Source organism: Candidatus Microbacterium phytovorans (assembly GCA_029202445.1).
Taxonomy (GTDB): Bacteria; Actinomycetota; Actinomycetes; order Actinomycetales; family Microbacteriaceae; genus Microbacterium; species Microbacterium phytovorans.
Genome location: CP119321.1, coordinates 1,622,169 through 1,640,784 on the forward strand (window position 1 = coordinate 1,622,169; position 18,616 = coordinate 1,640,784).

Sequence of the window (18,616 nt, forward strand, 5' to 3'; positions counted from 1 at the left end):
TGTGCGCAATCGTCACGGAGTCACGACGTCGTCCCGTGAGCCCGAGCCGCAAGGGAGCGCGCATGAGCAGCCAGATCGACCACCTGCTGAACGAGGACCGCCGGTTCGCACCGAGCGAGGCGTTCGCCCGCAACGCCGTCGCGACCGCCGACCTCTACGCGCAGGCGACGGCCGACCGGGAGGCCTTCTGGGCCGAGCAGGCGCGCGCTCTGCACTGGCACACCCCGTTCTCGACGGTTCTCGACTGGTCCCACCCGCCGTTCGCCGAATGGTTCGCCGACGGCGAGCTCAACGTCGCGTACAACTGTCTCGACCGCCACGTCGAAGCCGGTCACGGCGACCGCGTCGCGCTCCTGTGGGAGGGGGAACCGGGCGATGAGCGTCGCGTCACGTACGCCGAGCTCACCGACGAGGTCAAGCGCCTCGCGAACGTGCTGGGCGACCTCGGCGTCGGTCACGGCGACCGCGTGGCGATCTACATGCCGATGATCCCCGAGGCCATCGCCGCGATGCTCGCCGTCGCGCGGGTCGGCGCCATCCACTCCGTCATCTTCGGCGGCTTCTCGGCCGACAGCCTCCGCACGCGCATCGACGACGCCGGCGCGAAACTCGTGATCACGGCCGACGGCGGCTACCGCAAGGGCCGCGTGTCGCCGCTGAAGCCTGCCGTCGATCAGGCGCTGTCCGACCGCGGCGCCGGTCCTCAGGAGAGTGTCGAGCACGTCCTGGTGGTCCGCCGCACCGAGAACGAGGTCACCTGGAAGGCCGACCGCGACGTGTGGTGGCACGACGTGGTGCCCGCGGCATCCGCCGAGCACGAGGCACAGCCGTTCCCCGCGGAGAACCCTCTCTTCATCCTCTACACGTCGGGCACGACGGGTAAGCCGAAGGGCATCCTCCACACCTCGGGCGGCTACCTGACGCAGGCGGCCTTCACGAACAAGGTCGTCCACGACCTGCACCCCGAGACCGACGTCTTCTGGTGCACCGCCGACATCGGCTGGATCACGGGCCACTCCTACGTGGCCTACGGCCCCCTCGCCAACGGCGCGACGCAGGTGCTCTACGAGGGCACGCCGGACACCCCGCATCCCGGACGCTGGTGGGAGATCGTGGAGAAGTACGGCGTCACGATCCTCTACACCGCCCCGACGGCGATCCGCTCGTTCATGAAGCTCGGCCGCGCGATCCCCCAGAAGTTCGATCTGTCGTCACTGCGACTGCTCGGATCGGTCGGCGAACCGATCAACCCCGAGGCCTGGATGTGGTACCGCTCGATCATCGGCGGGAAGACGGCCCCCATCGTCGACACGTGGTGGCAGACCGAGACCGGAGCGATCATGGTCTCGGCACTGCCCGGCGTCACCGAGACCAAGCCCGGCTCCGCGCAGGTGCCGTTGCCGGGCATCTCCGTCGACGTGGTCGACGAGAGCGGTGAGCACGTCGGCAACGGCAACGGCGGGCTGCTGGTGCTCACCGAGCCGTGGCCGAGCATGCTGCGGGGCATCTGGGGCGACCCGGAGCGGTTCCGGGAGACCTACTGGGAGAAGTTCGAGAAGCAGGGCTTCTACTTCGCGGGCGACGGCGCACGGCTGGACGACGACGGAGACGTCTGGTTCCTCGGTCGAGTGGACGACGTCATGAATGTCTCGGGCCACCGCCTGTCGACGACGGAGATCGAGTCGGCCCTCGTCGGCAACGAGGCCGTCGCCGAGGCGGCCGTCGTGGGAGCGTCCGACGAGACGACCGGTCAGGCGGTCGTCGCGTTCGTGATCATCAAGCAGTCCTACCTCGACGCGCACTCCCCCGAGGGCCTGGCGGGAACGCTCCGCGCGTGGGTCGGCGAGCAGATCGGACCGATCGCTCGGCCGCGCGACGTCTACATCGTGGGCGAACTACCCAAGACGAGGTCGGGCAAGATCATGCGTCGCCTGCTGCGCGACGTGGCCGAGGGGCGCGAGGTCGGCGACACGACGACCCTCGCCGACACCGCGGTGATGTCGGTGATCTCGGCGCAGGTCAAGTAGCCCGCGGCATCCCTGGTGGGGCATGTCCCGGTTTCGGTCGGGTCATGCCCCACTTTCGGTCAGCCGTGTCTGTCGCTTCGGCATGTCCCCGTTTCGGTCAGCCGTGTCTGTCGCTTCGGCATGTCCCCGTTTCGGTCGCTTTCAGGCCCGCTCAACGACCGCAACTGGGACATGGTCTACACAAAGTGGGACATGGGCCGCACAAAGTGGGACATGGTCCGCCGCCGCCGCCGGCGCCGCCGCAGCCATAGGCGGGCCGTCAGAGACCGTCAGGCGAGGGCGAAGATGAACTCGACCTCGACGGGGCTGTCCAGCGGCAGGACGGGCACGCCCACGGCGGATCGCGCGTGGACGCCTGCCTCGCCGAACACCTCGCCGAGCAGTTCGCTCGCGCCGTTGACCACGAGCGGCTGACCCGTGAACTCGGGCACGGATGCCACGAAGCCCGTGACCTTGACGACCCGCGCCAGATTGTCGACGCCGCCGGCGACAGCGGCCGCAGCGGCGATTCCGTTCAGCGCGCACTGGCGGGCATAGGCCTGCGCGTCGGCGGGAGGGACCAGGCCGTGGCCGTCGCCGACCTTGCCGGTCGCGGGAAGCGCACCGGAGACCATGGGCAACTGCCCGGCGGTGTAGACGAGGCCGCCGTGGACGGTCGCCGGCACGTAGGCGGCGACGGGCGGGACGACGGGAGGAAGGTCGATGCCGAGCTCGGCGAGGCGCTGGGAGATGCTCATCAGGCCCCCTCGAACTGCTGGGCCGCCTGAGCGGCGGCACCGAGTCCGGCGTTGGCCGCTCCGCCGCCGGTGGGACGCTTGAAGTAGGCGACGAGTCCGCCCTCGGGCCCCGGCACCACCTGGACGAGCTCCCACCCCTGCTTGCCCCAGTTGTTGAGGATCGCAGCGGTGTTGTGGATCAGCAGCGGCGTGGTGAGGTACTCCCACGTGGTCATTCGGTGCTCCCGTTCGACGTCACGGATAGGCGCGGCATGCGGGGCCCTACCGAGGCTTCCCCCAGGTATCTCCCTTACGATCAAGCCTATGCCCCAATCGAAACGGACAGCCACCGGCGTGCTCGGAGGCCTTCTCGGCCTCATCGGTCTCAGCACCGTGGCCGGTGTGCTGATCACCGCGACCGTGACCCCCGCCATCGCGGTGTCCGGGTATGCGGCATCCAGCGCCATCACGATGTTCGACAAGATGCCGAGCTACCTCGAGCCCGCCTCGCTCATGCTCCCGACGCGCATCTACAAGAAGAACGCCGACGGCAAGAACGTGCTGATGGCCCAGTTCTACGACCAGAACCGCATTCCTGTGAAGTACGACCAGGTCGCGACGGTCATGTACGACGCGATCCTCTCCAGTGAGGACAAGAACTTCTACTCGCACGGCGGCGTCGACCTGCTCGGCACGCTGAAGGCGCTCGCGGGCAACGCGTCGGGCAGCAACACCCGCGGTGGCTCGACTATCACGCAGCAGTACGTCAAGAACGTGCTGCAGCAGAACTGCGAGTTCGACGCGGCGACCGACGAAGAAGTGCAGGCGTGCTTCCTCCAGACGACGGTCAACGAGGGCGCGGAAGGCTACCAGCGCAAGCTCCAGGAGATGCGCTACGCGATCCAGCTCGAGAAGGAGTACGAGAAGAACGACATCCTGCTCGGCTACCTGAACATCGCGTCGTTCGGTGGAACGGTCTACGGCATCGGCGCCGCAGCCCAGTACTACTTCAGCACCTCGGCCGACAAGCTCACGATCGCTCAGGCCGCCACCATCGCGGGCATGGTGCAGGAGCCGAACACCTTCCGGATCGACCGCCCCGACGGCTCGTGGACCGACAAGGCGGGCAACGCGCGCAACAGTGCGGAAGACGGCTACGCCGACACCCTCGACCGACGCAACTACGTCCTCGGACGCATGCTCGCCGACGGCAAGATCACCAAGGACGAGTACGACGAGGCGAAGGCCTCGAAGATCGAGCCCAAGATCAAGAAGCGCACGAGCGGCTGCGGGCAGGCCAAGGGCGCGGAGTTCTTCTGCGACTACGTGACGCACATCATCCGTAACGACAAGGCCTTCGGCGAGACGAAGGAAGAGCGTGCCGCCGCCCTCCGCCGCGGTGGGCTCAAGGTCTACACGACTCTCGACTACGACCTCCAGAAGGCCGCGAACTCCGCCATCTCCGTCGTCGAGCCGCGCGTCGACTACATGAACCTCGGCGCTTCCGGCATCCAGGTCGAAGTCGGTACCGGCCGCGTCCTCTCGATGGTCCAGAACCGCGACTACGAAGCCGCGGCGACCAAGGAGAACGGCAAGACGACCGCGGTCAACTACAACGTCCGCAGCAAGGACGGCGGCGGCGGGCACGCTGCGGGATCGACCTACAAGGTCTTCAGCCTCATCAACTGGCTGCAGCAGGGCCACTCCGTCAACGAGTACCTCAACGGACGCGTCGGACCCAAGACGGTCGACCGCTGCGACGGCCAGACCCAGGTGGTCCAGACAGGTTCCGGCAAGGATGCCAACGGCAACAACAAGGTCGGAAACTTCGAGAACAGCCAGGGTTACAACGGCTCGATCTACAACTTCACGAAGGACTCGCTCAACTCGGGCTTCATCGCGATGGCCGAGCGTATCTCGGTATGCAGCACGAACAAGGTTGCCGGCAAGCTCGGCGTCACGTTCGGCAACGGCAAGCCGATCGCCGAGGGAGACAACGCACCCTATGACGTGCTCGGCTCGGTCGACGTCGCGCCGATCGACATGGCACAGGCGTACGCGGCGATCGCCGCGAACGGCACCCTCTGCGAGTCGAAGGCCATCGATCGCGTCGTGAACGCGGACGGCACCGACCACGCCATCCCCGAGACCACCTGCAAGCGCGTGCTGAGCGAGGCCGTCGCCTCGACGACGGCCTACACGCTGCAGGGCGTCATGCAGGGCGACGGCACCGGTTCGGGCGCCCGCACCTACGACGGCACCCCCATCTTCGGCAAGACCGGTATCCACCAGTTCCTGCACACGTGGATGGACGGCTCGAGCACCGAGGTCACCACCGTGGTGTGGGTCGGGAACGTCAAGGGTGAAGAGCGCCTCGACAACCACTACATGGCCGGCTACCGACTGTCGCGGATCCGTAACAGCATCTGGCCGAACATGCAGCGCGCGGCCAACGCGAAGTACGGTGGCGACGCCTTCCCGAGCCCCGACAAGGAGCTCACCAAGCGCGTGCTGGTCGAGCTTCCCAACGTCGTCGGCATGACCGTGGACGAGGCCACCTCGACGCTGCGCGCCGAAGGCTTCTCGGTCACCGTCGCCGATGAGATCGATGCGACCGAGGCCGCCGGCACGATCGTCGAACAGAACCCCGGCGCCGGCCGTGTCGCCGGCGGGACGACCGTGACGATCACCCCCTCCAACGGTCGCGGCGTCGCCGTGCCGTCGGTGGGCGGCACCCCCGACGACGCGGAGAACGCGTTGCGTGCCGCCGGATTCAGTCGGCTCGAGCGTGAGTGCACGCAGACCGACGGCGCTCCGGGGCCGGGTGTCGTCACCGGCACCGACCCGGCGGCGGGCACGATCGTCGGTCGCAACGACCGGATCACGATCCTGTACCAGGCCCCCAACTGTGGCGGCAATGGCAATGGGAACGGCAACGACGGGGGCAACGACTGAGCGCCTCCGCAGCGACCCGCACCGCCCTCACGGCTCTTGCAACCGTGGGGGCGGTCGGCGTCGGGTCGGCCGTCTGGGGTGTCGGCGTCGAGCGCTTCCTGTTCACCGTCCGCCGGCATGAGCTCGCCGTGCTCCCGCCCGGGGCGCCCTCACTGACGGTGCTCCACCTGTCCGACGCCCATATGGCTCCGTGGCAGAAGCGCAAGCAGCAATGGATCGCGGCGACCGCTGAGGCCGTACAGCCGGATCTCGTCATCAACACGGGTGACAACTTCGGCCACGAAGACGGGCTTCGCGGCATCCGCTCGGCCTTCGCTCCCCTGCGCGGTGTTCCCGGCTTCTTCGTCCACGGCTCCAACGACGTGGTCGGCCCCTCGGCGCGCAATCCGCTGCTGTACTTCACCGGCCCGTCCGGCCATCAGGCACGCGCGTCGAGCCTGGACACCCCCGCGATGGACGCGTTCTTCACCGACGAGCTCGGCTGGACCGACGTGAACGACACTGCGGCGCGACGCACCGTCCGGGGCTTCGTGATCGACGCATTCGGCGTCGACGACGCGCACCGGGACTGGGACGACCTCGACGCGAGCGCCGCAGCGCTCGATCGCGTGCGGCGCGGTCGCTGGTGGCAGGTGCCGGCGGCCGCCGACCTCACTCTCGGCGTGACGCACGCGCCGTATCGCCGCGTACTCGACCGTTTCACGGAGCTCGGCGCCGACATGCTGATCGCCGGGCACACGCACGGCGGGCAGGTTCGTATCCCGTTCTCGCGGCGCGCTCTCGTCGCCAACTGCGACATCCCGCTCGATCAGGCGCGCGGTCTCAGCGAGTGGCATCACGCGGGTCGCACCGTGCCGCTCAACGTCAGCGCCGGGCTCGGACACTCCATCTACGCGCCCGTGCGCTTCGGATGCCGCCCCGAGGCCTCCGTGCTGCAACTGGTCGCTCGTCGCCCGGAACACGAGTCGCGCGCCGATTCGGTGTGAGCGCCGGAACGGGGTAGACTCGGAGGGTTGCCACGGGGTGTGGCGCAGCTTGGTAGCGCGCGTCGTTCGGGACGACGAGGCCGCAGGTTCAAATCCTGTCACCCCGACTGCACGAGGGCTCCGCCTTTGATTTCGATCACGGGCGGAGCCTTTCTCGCACCACCGCCGATACGGAGTCTGCGCCATGACCACGCCCCGCCTCGTCGCCTTCGACCTCGACGACACGCTCGCACCGTCCAAGAGCGCGATCTCCCCCCGCATGGGCGAGCTCCTGCTCGCGCTCGCAGAGCGTGTCGACGTCGCGATCATCTCCGGCGGACAGCTGCAGCAGTTCACGGCGCAGGTCGTCGACCGCCTTCCCGAGGCGGATGCCGCATCCCTCGGCCGATTCCACCTGCTGCCCACCTGCGGCACGCAGTACTACCGCATCGAGGGTGACGGCATCCGTACCGTCTACGCCCACGCGCTCACCGATGACGAGAAGCAACGCGCCCTGACCGCTGTGGAAGAGGAAGCACGCAGGCTGGGCGTGTGGGAGTCCGACACGTGGGGCGACATCCTGGAAGACCGCGGGTCGCAGATCACCTTCTCGGCGCTCGGCCAGAAGGCCCCCGTCGACGCGAAGACGGCATGGGACCCCGACGGCGCGAAGAAGAACGCGCTGCGCGACGCGGTCGCCGCCCGCGTCCCCGACCTGGAAGTGCGCTCGGGCGGTTCGACATCGGTCGACATCACACGCCGCGGCATCGACAAGGCCTACGGGATGCGGCAGCTCGCGGAGCAGACCGGCATCCCTCTCGACGACATGCTCTTCGTCGGCGACCGGCTCGACGAGCACGGCAACGACTACCCCGTGCTCGCGATGGGTGTGACCTGCCACGCGGTCACCGGGTGGGAAGACACCGTCACCTACCTCGAAGCGCTCCTGCCGACCCTTCCGGTGCGCTGATCCCCGCTACGCCTTGACGCGCGTCGGTGCCCGGCGCGCGGCGGGCGCTGCGACGGGAACGAGCCGCTGCAGCTGGGTGACGTGACGCGGCTCGAGTTCGGCCAGCGACGACACCCCCAGGAGCGTCATCGTGCGCTCGATCTCCGACCTCAGGATCGCGATCGTCCGGTCGACTCCGCGACGCCCGCCGGCCATGAGGCCGTACAGGTAGGCGCGGCCGATGAGCGTGAACTTCGCGCCGAGAGCGACGGATGCCACGATGTCGGCGCCGTTCATGATGCCCGTGTCGATCATGACGGTGGCATCCTTCCCGACCTCGCGCACCACCTGCGGGAGCAGATGGAACGGGATGGGCGCGCGGTCGAGCTGGCGACCGCCGTGGTTGGACAGCACGATCCCGTCGACCCCGAGGTCGACGAGGCGCTTCGAATCGTCGACGTTCTGCACGCCCTTCACCACGATCTTCCCGGGCCACATCTCTCGGATGACGGCGAGATCGTCGTAGCTGATCGTCGGGTCCATGGCGGCGTTGAGGAGTTCGCCCACCGTGCCGCCCGTGGTCGTGAGCGAGGCGAACTCGAGCTTGGGGGTCGTGAGGAAATCGATCCACCACCAGGGGCGCGGGATCGCGTTGACGATCGTCCCCACGGTCAGCTGGGGAGGGATCGAGAAGCCGTTGCGCTTGTCACGGAGCCGCGCGCCGGCGATCGGCGTATCGACGGTGAACATGAGCGTGTCGAATCCGGCATCCGCCGCCCGACGCACGAGTCCGTAGGAGATCTCGCGGTCGCGCATGACGTACAGCTGGAACCAGTTGCGTCCGTGGGGGTTGGCGGCCCGCACGTTCTCGATCGACGTCGTGCCGAGAGTCGACAGGGTGAACGGGATGCCGGCGGCCGCCGCAGCGCCGGCACCGGCGATCTCCCCCTCGGTCTGCATGAGCCGGGTGAAGCCGGTCGGCGCGATCCCGAACGGCAGAGCGGACGGTCCGCCGAGGATCTCGACCGACGTGTCCACGTGCTCGGCGGGGCGGAGGATGTCGGGATGGAACTCGATGTCCTCGAACGCCTGCCGCGCTCGCGAGAGGGAGAGCTCCCCCTCCGCGGCCCCGTCGGTGTAGTCGAACGCGGCTTTCGGGGTGCGACGCTTCGCGATCGTACGCAGGTCGGAGATCGTCAGCGCGGACTCGAGGCGACGCTTCGTGCCGTCGAGCTCGGGCTTCTTGAACTGCATGAGCTCCAGGAGCTCGGGGATCTTCGGCAGCTGTCGCTGAACCATGTGTCGTCCTTCTCGTGGCGGGATCGCCGGGGTGGGTGTCGTCAGAGGGAGTGTGCGGGAGCCGGGAGACCGGCGTCGGCGTAGTAGCCGGTGATGTGCGCGCGCAGCAGTTCGCGTGCCCGATCTGCGTCGCCGTCCTCGATCGCCCGCAGCACGTCGGCGTGTTCGTGACGGAGACGGGTCGAGGTGGACTCCCAGTCCGGGATGCGCTCGGCGCCCGCCCGGATGTAGCTCTCGATCGTGGTGCGAAGACCCGCCATCGTCGCCGCCACCACGATGTTGCCCGCCGCGTCGGTGAGGCGCAGGTGGAATTGGGTGTCGAGGGCCAGGAACTCCTCGGCCGTGAGGCCCTCGGCATCCATCGCCTCGAGCGTTGCCCGGGCCGGGGCGAGGTCGGCTTCGGATTGGGCGGCGAGATGGGCGACGGCCCACTCCTCCAGCAGGAGGCGGGTCTCGTACACGTCGGGGATGGGGAAACCCTGCGCGGCGACCTGGAGGCGCAGCAGCTGGGCGAGCCCGCCGTGGGGAGTGGCGGTGACGATCGCGCCGGCCGTCGGTCCGGATCCGGTCGCGGTGCGGATGAGCCCCATGACCTCGAGTACTCGCAGCGCTTCACGCACACTCGACCGCCCGACGCCGAGCGTGGAGGCGAGTTCGCGCTCGGGCTGCAGCCGGTCGCCAGGCCCGAGTCGCCCTTCGAGGAGGTCGGCTTCGATCTTCTCGAGCACGACGCGCCAGGCGCGTGCCGGTGTGGAGTCGGTCATCGGGTCCCTTCCGTGGTCTGGCCACATTACCTCGTGTGGTCTGGCCGCGCCACCACCGAATGAAACGTTACAACAGTTCCCGCGGTCGGCGCGTTCACGAGGCGGATGTCAGTAACTCCTCCACCGTGCGCGTGAGGTGCGACCGCTCCCCCGGAATCCCGCGGGTTCCGGCCGCGCCGACTCCCGTCGCGAAGGAGTTACCGACGCCCGTCAGCTGAGACGACCGCCGGATTCGCGCAGATAGCACTCCGCACACATCGACTCGTAGGTGACCCGGTCGGCCGTGAGCTCGTCGATCGCCACCTGATCGCCGTCGAACACGAACCGCCCACCCACGAGCCGCGCGTTGAACAGCGCCTTGCGCCCGCACCGGCAGATGGTCTTGAGCTCCTCGAGGCTGTGCGCGAGCTCCATGAGGCGAGCCGACCCCGGGAACGCGCGGGTCTGGAAGTCGGTGCGGATGCCGTACGCCAACGCCGGGATGCCGTCCTCCACCACGATCCGCAGCAGATCGTCCACCTGCGCCGGCGTGAGGAACTGCGCCTCGTCGATCATGAGGCACGCGACATCGGGACGCGCTCCTGTCGCGGCGGACTCGGGGATCAGCGCCTCCTGCTCGGCCACGGCCCGCACCCGCTCGCGATGCACGCCGAAGAGGGCGCGGAGATCGTCGCCGGGGGTGATGAGGAAGTCCACGAGACGATCGACACCGAGCCGGCTCGAAATCCGATCAGCGCCCTTCGTGTCGATCTCGGGCTTGGCCAGGAGCACGTGCTGACCGCGCTCCTCGTAGTTGAACGCCGCCTGCAGCAGAGCCGTCGACTTCCCGGAGTTCATCGCGCCGTAGCGGAAGTACAGTTTGGCCACCGGACGAGTCTATTCGGCCGTCAGCGTCCGCCGAAGCTGCCGCCCCCGCCGCCGCTGCCGGAGAAGCCGCCGCCCGACGACGACCCCGAACTCGACCATCCACTGCTCGATGAACTCCACGACGAACTCCGGCTCGTGCCGGGTGACGAGATCGGCGTGGCGGCCAACCGGCCCACCGACGCGGAGGCATCCGCGAGCGCGTGCGATCCCAGCGCATCGAGCAGCGCCACCTGCGACACCGCCGCCTCGGGCAGCCGAGCCCGGATCACCTTCGCCCACTCCTGCTCCTGCCCGAATAGGACGGCGTACGGCAGCAGCCTCTCGTAGAGGTTGACGACGGAGCCTGGGGCGTCGTCGCCGAAGGCGCGCAGACCCGATGACACCAGATCCGCGGTCGCCGGCGCCTGGGCGGCACGGAGCCTCTCCTCCTCGGCGAGCGCCAGGTAGGTGCGGATGCCGTCGAGCTCGTGGACGTGTTCACCGCCGGCGACGGTGAGCACCGACCGCGGCAGCGGCACGAACGGCATTCCGAACATCGTCACGCCGCACAGGACGATAGCGAGCACGCGCACCCACCCGAACCCGCCGTCGTCGACAGCCGTGAACCACTCCGGCGCGATGAGGAGCACGAGGCCGAGCAGGAGACTCCCGAACTGCAGCCACGTGCGCAGCGAAGCGATCCATCCCGGAGCGGCGGCACGATATCCGCGCTGGATCGTGAACTCGTCGATGCGCCGGACGTACGTCACCGCACGCTTGGGCGGGCGCTCGGCGAACGTCGCCAGCGACGCGGTCGCGCCGATCTCGGCCGCGCGCCCGAAGAGCAACTCGACGACGCGGCGGTCGTCGTGGTCGAGGCCGTCGCGGTCGATCAGCTCGACCGTGAAGTCGGCCGGATCGTCGCGGTCCCCGTGGGCGTGCAGCGCGACCTTGTCGCGCACGGCGAGGTCGACGGTGTGCGCGGCGAGTGCTCGGGCGGGAACGTCGAGGGTGCCCGCGGAGAGGGTGAGCGACTCGTCGGCGGGCGGCTCGTAGCGGACGATGACCGGCGTCGTGTCGGGATTGCGCCGCATCCGCGCTCGGACGACGAGCATGACGGGGATGCCGAGGCCACCGGCGAGTAGTGCGAGCGCGGGCACGATCCACTGCCACCACGGGTAGGGCGGCGGCGGGGGCGGGCTGGCTGCCGCGAAGCTGCCGAGGCGGAACCCCATCGACACGGTGACGTTCTCGTCGGGCCCGAGGGCACCCGCCGCCACCGAGAAGGCCTGCGCGCCGGCCGCGGACGATCCGTGCCATCCGGCCCATGACGTCACTTCGGCCGGCCACGGGGCATCGGTCTCGGGGCCGGAGAGGGCGCAGGGAGTGGTCGATCCTTCAGGCCCCTGGTAGCACGCGGTCCGGTCGTCGAGCAGGTCGGCGGCCACATCACCCGTCAGGTGCACCGTGACCGTCGCATCGTCGAAGGGCTGCGCGTGATCGACGCCGACGGTGTCCCACGTGAACTCGTCCGCGCCCGTGTCGGGGTAGCGGACGACGACGTCGCTCATCGTGTAGCTGATGACATACGTCTGATCGCCGTGGACGAAAGCATCGTCGCCGGTGAGCACGTAGACCCACTCGTCATCCGACTCCGTCCACCACGGCACGGCTTCGCCGTCGGCACCGACGACGTTCACGACGCGCGTCGAGAGATCGATCCCCGACTGCACGCGCGGGAGTGCCCGAACGATGCCCCGGTTCTGATCGGAGTCCGGGAAGGATGCCACGAGCGTCTCGATGACGTACAGCTCGCCCGCGTCGGAGCTCGAGCGACTCAAGTAGTAGTCGCCCGTGAACGAGTCGAACGTGAAGTCGTCGACGCCCGCGTGCGCGGCGGCCGGCGCTCCGAGCGGAAGGAGCACTCCGACGAGGAGGCTGAGGGTCAGCAGGGCGCGCGGCATCCGTCGTCTGGGCACGCGGTCCAGGCTATCGAACCGCTGTCACGGGTTGATCTGCAGGGCCGCCGCCGTGCGTCGCAGCGACTCCTCCGCGACCTCGGGACGGGGGTTGAGCGTGTCGCCGTAGCTGGGGATCAGTTCGCGCAGCGTGGGCTCCCACTCGGCGAGCCGGTCGGGGAAGCAGCGCTTGAGGAGACCGAGCATGATCGACGCCGCCGTCGACGCCCCCGGCGATGCACCCAGGAGACCCGCGATCGAACCGTCGGCCGACGTCACGACCTCGGTGCCGAACTGCAGCACGCCACCCTTCTCGGGGTCCTTCTTCATGACCTGCGCGCGCTGACCGGCCTGCAGGAGCTCCCAGTCCTCGTCTTTCGCGGTCGGCATGAAGGTGCGCAGGGAATCGACCTTCTTCTTGTGATTCTTGAGAAGCTCGCTGACGAGGTAGCCGATGAGGCCCGGGTTGTCGATCGCGACCTTGATCATGGGCCACAGGTTGGAAGGGCGCACCTGGGCGATGATGTCGGTGATCCGCCCGTTCTTGAGGAACTTCGGGCTGAACGTCGCGAACGGCCCGAACAGCAGAGACGCCTCGCCGTCGACGATGCGCGTGTCGAGGTGCGGCACCGACATGGGCGGCGCGCCGACGGACGCCTGCGAGTACACCTTCGCCTTGTGCTGGGCGACGATGGCGGGGTTGCTGGTCTTCAGCCACTGCCCGCCGATCGGGAAGACGCCGTACCCCTTGATCTCCGGGATGCCGGAGCGCTGCAGCAGCTTGATGGCCCAGCCGCCCGCACCGACGAAGACGAAGCGCGCGGTGAGGCTGCCCGGGGTCTTCCCGAGCGAGTGACGGTACGACACCTTCCACGTGCCGTCCTTCTGGCGCGTGAGGTTGCGCACTTCTCGGTTCGTGACGACCTCGACGCCCTTGTCGGCGAGGTCGTCGAAGAGCTGGCGCGTGAGCGAGCCGAAGTCGACGTCGGTGCCGGCCGGCACGCGGGTCGCCGCGAACGGCTCGCCCTTGCGCCGCTTCTGCATGAGCAGCGGGGCCCACTGGTTGATGACGCGCGAGTCCTCCGAGTACTCGATGCCGGCGAACAGCGGTTGCGTCTTCAGCGCCTCGTAGCGCTTCTTCAGGTAGGCGACGTCTTTCTCGCCGCGGACGAACGTCATGTGCGGCGCGGCGTTGATGAACGTCGACGGCTCGTCGAGCACTCCCCGCTCCACGAGCGACGTCCACAGCTGGCGGCTCTGCTGGAACTGCTCGTTGATGCCGACCGCCTTGGCCGGATCGACCGTCCCGTCGGGAGCTTCGGGCATGTAGTTGAGCTCGCACAGCGCCGCGTGACCGGTGCCCGCATTGTTCCACGCGTTGGAGGACTCCTGGGCCACCTCCGACAGGCGCTCGCAGACGACGATCTTCCACTCCGGCTGCAACTGCTTCAGGAGGGTTCCGAGGGTGGCGCTCATGATGCCACCGCCGATCAGGACGACGTCGACTGGTTCACTCACGATGTTCCAGTCTAGGCCCGGTTTTCCCCGGCTCCGACGGCTTGCGGCATCCTCGTCCGTCAAGGATCGGGGTTCTTTCACCCCGGATATGCGCGGCGCCCCGTCAGACGGCGGCGGTGAGGCGTGCCGCGACGAGCTCGGCGATCTGCACGGCGTTGAGCGCGGCACCCTTGCGGAGGTTGTCGTTGCTGATGAACAGCACGAGACCCTTGCCCTCCGGGGCGGACTGGTCGGCGCGGATGCGGCCGACGTAACTCGGGTCGTTCCCGGCCGCCTGCAGAGGGGTCGGCACCTCTTCGAGCGCGACGCCCGGAGCGGATGCCAGGATCTCGCGTGCCCGCTCGGGCGTGAGCTCCCGAGCGAACTCGGCGTGGATCGACAGCGAGTGACCGGTGAAGACCGGCACCCGGACGCAGGTTCCCGCGACGCGCAGGTCGGGCAGCTCCAGGATCTTGCGGCTCTCGTTGCGGAGCTTCTTCTCTTCGTCGGTCTCACCCTGTCCGTCGTCGACGAGGGAGCCGGCGAGCGGGATCACGTCGAAGGCGATGGGCGCCACGTACTTCTCGGGCTGGGGGAAGTCGACCGCGGAGCCGTCGTGGACGAGATCGAGCGTGTTGCCCTGCGCGAGCACCGCCTCCACCTGCCCGAGGAGTTCCTGCGCCCCGGCGAGGCCCGAGCCCGAGACCGCCTGGTAGGTGCTGACGATGAGGCGCTCGAGCCCCGCTTCGGCGTGAAGCGGCTTGAGCACGGGCATCGCGGCCATGGTGGTGCAGTTGGGATTGGCGATGATGCCCTTGGGGAGGTCTTCGATCGCGTGCGGGTTGACCTCGCTGACGACGAGCGGCACCTCGGGGTCCATGCGCCAGGCACTGGAGTTGTCGATGACGACAGCACCCGCCTCGGCGAAGCGCGGGGCGTGCGCGCGCGAACCGGTGGCGCCGGCGCTGAACAGCGCGATGTCGATGCCCGACGGGTCTGCCGTGGCGACGTCTTCGACGACGATCGACTCGCCCGCGAACTCGACCGACGTGCCCGCGCTGCGGGCGGTGGCGAACAGACGCAGTTCGCGAATCGGGAAATCGCGCTCGGCGAGAATCTCGCGCATGACGGTGCCGACCTGGCCGGTGGCGCCGACGACGGCGACGGAGAGTCCGGATTCGGAGATGCGAGTCATGGTGGATCCTTGCCGGTGAAGCGGGGGCGTGCCCGAGTGGGCGTTGCCGCGATTCTACCGGCCGCTCACCACCACCCCGACCGTGTGACGCCCAGGCGTCGGCACGCCCCGGCATCCGTCAACGCCACGCACCGAGCTTGTCGGGATTGCGCATCATCCAGATGTCGGTCACGCGCGCCCCATCGGTGGCGAACGAGACGACCGCGGCGACGGCAGCGTCCAGCCGGATCAGGATGCCGTCGCCGTCGCCGTGCACGACGGGCTCGTACGTGGCCTCCGGCTGCTTCCGCGCGAGGCCGAGAAGGAATCGGGCGACATCGTCCGAGCCGCGGACCGGACGCCGCGCGGCGGAGACCCGGCCTCCCCCGTCGGAGCGCAGCACCACGTCGGGGTCGAGGACGGCGACCAGCGCCTCGAGGCGGCCGGACCCCGCGGCATCCGCAAAGGCGCGCACGAGGGCGGAATGGCGGTCGCGTGACACCCCGACGCCGGGCCGCGATCCCACATGGCGACGGGCCGACGCGGCCAACTGACGGCACGCCGCCGGCGTCCGGCCGACGACGTCGGCGATCTCGGTGAACGACACCGCGAAGACGTCGTGGAGCACGAACGCGACCCGCTCGGCGGGCGTCAGTGTCTCCAGCACGAGGAGGAGCGCGGTCGAGACGCTGTCCGCCCGTTCGACACGCTCCGCAGGGTCATCGTCCGCGGCATCCGCGTGCACCGGGAGGGGTTCCGGGAGCCACTCCCCCACATACAGCTCGCGTCTGCGCCGCGCGGAGCCCCACACGTCCAGGCACACGCGTCCCGTGACGCGGAGGAGCCAGGCGCCCGGAGCACGGACGGCGCCGCGTTCCTCATCGCTGAGGCGAAGCCATCGGGTGAAGGCCTCCTGGACGGCATCCTCGGCGTCGGCACGGGTGCCGAGCATCCGGTAGGCGGCGGCAAGGAGGCGCGGTCGCTCCGCCGCCAGCAGTCCGCCGCCGGCCAGTTCCGCTTCGCTCGTCGTCTCGTCCACACCCCGCCCTCTCGTGCGCGCCGACGCGTCACCTCACATTCTGCGCGGCTGCGTCGTCGTTACATTGACCGATCGAGGAAGGGAACACCATGAGGATCGCCGTCATCGGAGGAACAGGCACCGTCGGGAGGGAGGTCGTCGCCGCCGCACACGCCCGCGGGCACGACGCCGTCGTCCTGGCGCGCTCGACGGGCGTCGACGTGCTGCAGCCGCCCCGAGCGGGTCTCGCCGCCGCCCTCGCCGGCGCCGACGTCGCGATCGACGTCGCCAGCGTCGGGACGATGAGCGCGGAAGAGTCGGTCGCGTTCTTCCAACAGGCGTCGCGGAACCTCCTCACGGCCGCCGCCGAGACCGGCATCCGCCATATCGTCGTCCTGTCCATCGTGGGGATCGACCGCAACCCGCACGGCTATTACGCCGGGAAGGTCGCCCAGGAGGCGGAATACGCGGCGGGCACGGTGCCGTCCACGATCCTGCGCGCCACCCAGTTCCACGAGTTCGCGCAGCAGGTCGCCGCGCAGGCGAAGCTCGGACCCCTGCAGATCGCCCCGCGCGCCCGCGTGCAGCCGATTGCGGCGTCGGCCGTGGCCGAGAGACTCGTGGCCCTCGCGGAAGGTGCTCCCGCGGGGCGCGCCGACGACATCGCCGGCCCCCACGAGGAGGCGCTGTCGGACATGGTCCGCGCGTGGGTGCGACACGAGGGCCGTCGGGGACCGGTGCTGCCGATGAGCCTCCCCGGACCGCAGATGCGCGGAATGCGGCAGGGATTCGCGCTACCGGGGCCGGAGGCGCAGCTGCTCGGCCCGAGCTTCATCGAATGGCTCGCCGAGCGAAGCTGAAGCTGCGTTTCGTCTCGCTGCGCTCGCTCAACGACCGGGTAAAGGGCCCGCCTCACCCCGGTCGTTGAGCGAGGAGCGCAGCGACGAGACGAACGGCGATCGCGTTTCGTCTCGCTGCGCTCGCTCAACGACCGGAAAGCGCTCGCTCAACGACCGGAAAGCGCTCGCTCAACGACCGGGAAGCGGGCGCGACGACCGGGTAAAGAGCGGATCAGCGCCCGGTGCCGGCGTAGACGACCGCTTCCGCGTCGCCGTCGAGACCGTAGGCGGTGTGCACGATGCGCGCAGCGTCGGCCAGTTCGTCGCCGCGGACGACGACCGAGATGCGGATCTCGGACGTGGAGATCATCTCGATGTTCACGCCCGCCGTCGACAGCGCCTCGAAGAGGGTCGCCGAGACGCCGCTGTGGGCGCGCATCCCTGCACCGACGACCGACAGCTTCCCGATCTGATCGTCGTGGACGAGGCTCTCGAAACCGACGCCCTGCTGCTCTGCCGCGAGCGCCCGCAGCGCCGCCGAGGCATCCGCCTTGGGGAGCGTGAAGGAGATGTCGGTGCGTCCGGTGGCGGCCGCCGAGACGTTCTGCACGATCATGTCGACGTTCGCCCCGCTGCGCGCGACGATCTTGAAGATCTCCGCGGCCTTGCCGGGAACGTCGGGAACCCCGATGACCGTGATCTTCGCCTGGCTGAGGTCGGTCGCGACTCCCGCGACGATCGGCTCTTCCACTTCAACCCCTTCTACGCCCTCGGGAATGCTCATCCCGGGTCCGAGCACGAACGTGCCGACCCCCGAGCTGAACGTCGAGCGGGCATGGATCATGACGCCGTGGCGGCGAGCGTACTCCACCGCACGGATGTACAGGACTTTGGCACCGTTGGCGGCGAGCTCGAGCATCTCTTCGGCACCGATCGTGCCGAGCTTGCGCGCCTTGGGCACGACGCGCGGATCGGCCGTGAAGATGCCGTCGACGTCGCTGTAGATCTCGCACACGTCGGCGTCGAGCGCGGCGGCGAGAGCCACGGCGGTCGTATCGGAACCGCCCCGCCCGAGTGTCGTGATGTCGCGGGTGTCGCGGTTGAAGCCCTGGAAGCCCGCGACGATGACGATCGCCCCCTCGTCGAGCGCTTCCCGCACGCGCACGGGAGTGACGTCGACGATGCGGGCGGCACCGTGGTGGGCCGTGGTGATCATGCCCGCCTGGCTGCCGGTGAGCGACCGGGCTTCGAACCCCATGGAGTGGATCGCCATCGCGAGGAGGGCCATCGAGATGCGTTCACCCGAGGAGAGAAGCATGTCGAGCTCTCGCGGCGCGGGGATCGGCGCGACGGCGTGCGCGAGATCGAGGAGTTCGTCGGTCGTGTCGCCCATCGCGCTGACGGCGACGACAACATCGTGACCCGCGCGGCGGGCGTCGACGATCCGCTTCGCGACGCGCTTGATGCTCTCGGCGTCGGCGACCGACGATCCGCCGTACTTCTGGACGATCAGCGCCACTGCACAACTCCCGGGAAACCTCCGGCCGTAGGGGCCGGGCGGGCCGGAACCGGCCCCGACGTCCCATCTTAGAAGGGGTCGGATGCCACG

15 protein-coding genes and 1 tRNA gene are annotated in these 18,616 nt (G+C 69.1%); 6 read left to right on the forward strand and 10 right to left on the reverse strand.

Features of this window, described 5'->3' with window-relative positions:
- Nucleotides 1-62 precede the first annotated feature (62 nt).
- A complete protein-coding gene (acs, locus tag P0Y48_07755; protein WEK12376.1) occupies nucleotides 63-2,027 on the forward strand; it encodes an acetate--CoA ligase in 1,965 nt (654 codons plus the stop codon).
- A 269-nt stretch (nucleotides 2,028-2,296) separates the two neighbouring features.
- Here the strand turns inward: acs and P0Y48_07760 are convergent, their stop codons facing one another.
- Nucleotides 2,297-2,764 (reverse strand): RidA family protein, encoded by a 468-nt coding sequence (locus P0Y48_07760; GenBank protein WEK12377.1) that lies wholly within the window; start codon nucleotides 2,762-2,764, stop codon nucleotides 2,297-2,299.
- On the reverse strand, nucleotides 2,764-2,979 hold the full coding sequence (locus P0Y48_07765) for a hypothetical protein (GenBank protein ID WEK12378.1): 216 nt from the start codon (nucleotides 2,977-2,979) through the stop codon (nucleotides 2,764-2,766). The genes P0Y48_07760 and P0Y48_07765 overlap by 1 nt, the downstream gene beginning before the upstream one ends.
- 88 nt (nucleotides 2,980-3,067) lie before the next feature.
- On the opposite strand from P0Y48_07765, the gene P0Y48_07770 reads away from it, so the two are divergent.
- The 4 genes from P0Y48_07770 to P0Y48_07785 all read left to right on the forward strand — a co-directional run bounded on the left by P0Y48_07770 (nucleotide 3,068) and on the right by P0Y48_07785 (nucleotide 7,633).
- Nucleotides 3,068-5,698, forward strand: coding sequence for a transglycosylase domain-containing protein (locus P0Y48_07770; protein WEK12379.1), 2,631 nt, complete (start codon nucleotides 3,068-3,070; stop codon nucleotides 5,696-5,698).
- Between the two features lie 44 nt (nucleotides 5,699-5,742).
- Nucleotides 5,743-6,684, forward strand: coding sequence for a metallophosphoesterase (locus P0Y48_07775; GenBank protein WEK12380.1), 942 nt, complete (start codon nucleotides 5,743-5,745; stop codon nucleotides 6,682-6,684).
- 33 nt (nucleotides 6,685-6,717) lie between these two features.
- Nucleotides 6,718-6,791: transfer RNA gene (locus P0Y48_07780), tRNA-Pro, on the forward strand.
- 77 nt (nucleotides 6,792-6,868) lie between these two features.
- A complete protein-coding gene (locus P0Y48_07785) occupies nucleotides 6,869-7,633 on the forward strand; it encodes an HAD-IIB family hydrolase (protein ID WEK12381.1) in 765 nt (254 codons plus the stop codon).
- A 6-nt stretch (nucleotides 7,634-7,639) separates the two neighbouring features.
- Here the strand turns inward: P0Y48_07785 and P0Y48_07790 are convergent, their stop codons facing one another.
- The 7 genes from P0Y48_07790 to sigJ all read right to left on the reverse strand — a co-directional run bounded on the left by P0Y48_07790 (nucleotide 7,640) and on the right by sigJ (nucleotide 16,189).
- Nucleotides 7,640-8,911: an alpha-hydroxy acid oxidase gene (locus P0Y48_07790; GenBank protein WEK12382.1), complete on the reverse strand. Its 1,272-nt coding sequence runs from the start codon at nucleotides 8,909-8,911 to the stop codon at nucleotides 7,640-7,642.
- Between the two features lie 41 nt (nucleotides 8,912-8,952).
- Nucleotides 8,953-9,675 (reverse strand): FCD domain-containing protein, encoded by a 723-nt coding sequence (locus P0Y48_07795; GenBank protein WEK12383.1) that lies wholly within the window; start codon nucleotides 9,673-9,675, stop codon nucleotides 8,953-8,955.
- A 210-nt stretch (nucleotides 9,676-9,885) separates the two neighbouring features.
- A complete protein-coding gene (locus P0Y48_07800; GenBank protein WEK12384.1) occupies nucleotides 9,886-10,542 on the reverse strand; it encodes a thymidine kinase in 657 nt (218 codons plus the stop codon).
- A gap of 20 nt (nucleotides 10,543-10,562) precedes the next feature.
- The gene (locus tag P0Y48_07805) at nucleotides 10,563-12,500 is read right to left on the reverse strand and encodes a DUF2207 domain-containing protein (protein ID WEK12385.1); all 1,938 of its coding nucleotides are present in this window, start codon (nucleotides 12,498-12,500) and stop codon (nucleotides 10,563-10,565) included.
- 24 nt (nucleotides 12,501-12,524) lie between these two features.
- Nucleotides 12,525-13,955 carry a malate dehydrogenase (quinone) gene (gene mqo / locus P0Y48_07810; protein ID WEK15037.1) on the reverse strand — a complete coding sequence of 477 codons (1,431 nt, stop codon included), beginning with the start codon at nucleotides 13,953-13,955 and terminating at the stop codon, nucleotides 12,525-12,527.
- Nucleotides 13,956-14,100: 145 nt separating this feature from the next.
- Entirely contained in the window at nucleotides 14,101-15,171 is a 1,071-nt protein-coding gene (locus tag P0Y48_07815) for an aspartate-semialdehyde dehydrogenase (protein WEK12386.1), read from the reverse strand.
- 118 nt (nucleotides 15,172-15,289) lie between these two features.
- On the reverse strand, nucleotides 15,290-16,189 hold the full coding sequence (sigJ, locus tag P0Y48_07820) for an RNA polymerase sigma factor SigJ (protein WEK12387.1): 900 nt from the start codon (nucleotides 16,187-16,189) through the stop codon (nucleotides 15,290-15,292).
- An 89-nt stretch (nucleotides 16,190-16,278) separates the two neighbouring features.
- On the opposite strand from sigJ, the gene P0Y48_07825 reads away from it, so the two are divergent.
- A complete protein-coding gene (locus P0Y48_07825; GenBank protein ID WEK12388.1) occupies nucleotides 16,279-17,028 on the forward strand; it encodes an NAD(P)H-binding protein in 750 nt (249 codons plus the stop codon).
- Nucleotides 17,029-17,239: 211 nt separating this feature from the next.
- On the opposite strand, the gene P0Y48_07830 is transcribed toward P0Y48_07825, so the two are convergent.
- Nucleotides 17,240-18,526 (reverse strand): aspartate kinase, encoded by a 1,287-nt coding sequence (locus P0Y48_07830; GenBank protein WEK12389.1) that lies wholly within the window; start codon nucleotides 18,524-18,526, stop codon nucleotides 17,240-17,242.
- Nucleotides 18,527-18,616 lie beyond the last annotated feature (90 nt).